The sequence below is a fragment of the Nocardioides oceani genome (assembly GCF_030412965.1).
GTDB classification, from domain to species: domain Bacteria; phylum Actinomycetota; class Actinomycetes; order Propionibacteriales; family Nocardioidaceae; genus Nocardioides; species Nocardioides oceani.
Map to the genome: position 1 here is coordinate 1 of NZ_JAUHJQ010000264.1, position 223 is coordinate 223.

The window sequence follows — 223 nt, forward strand, 5'->3', positions numbered from 1 at the left end:
CCAGGCCAGCGTGTTCGCGACCAGGTTGAGCGCCTCGGAGGCGTTCTTGGTGAAGACCACCTCGTCGCGGCTCGGGGCGCCGATGAAGCGCGCGACGACGTCGCGGGCGGTCTCGAACGCCTCGGAGGACTCCGCCCCGAGCTGGTGCATGGCGCGGGCGACGTTCGCGTTGTGCCGCTCGAGGTGGTCGACCATCGCGTCGATCACGCACTGCGGCTTCTGC

At 70.4% G+C, this 223-nt stretch carries 1 protein-coding gene; it reads right to left on the minus strand.

Annotation, left to right across the window (positions count from 1 at the left end; genetic code table 11):
- Nucleotides 1–223: aminotransferase class V-fold PLP-dependent enzyme (locus tag QWY28_RS24010; RefSeq protein WP_300955403.1), on the minus strand; the 223-nt coding region annotated here is incomplete at both ends.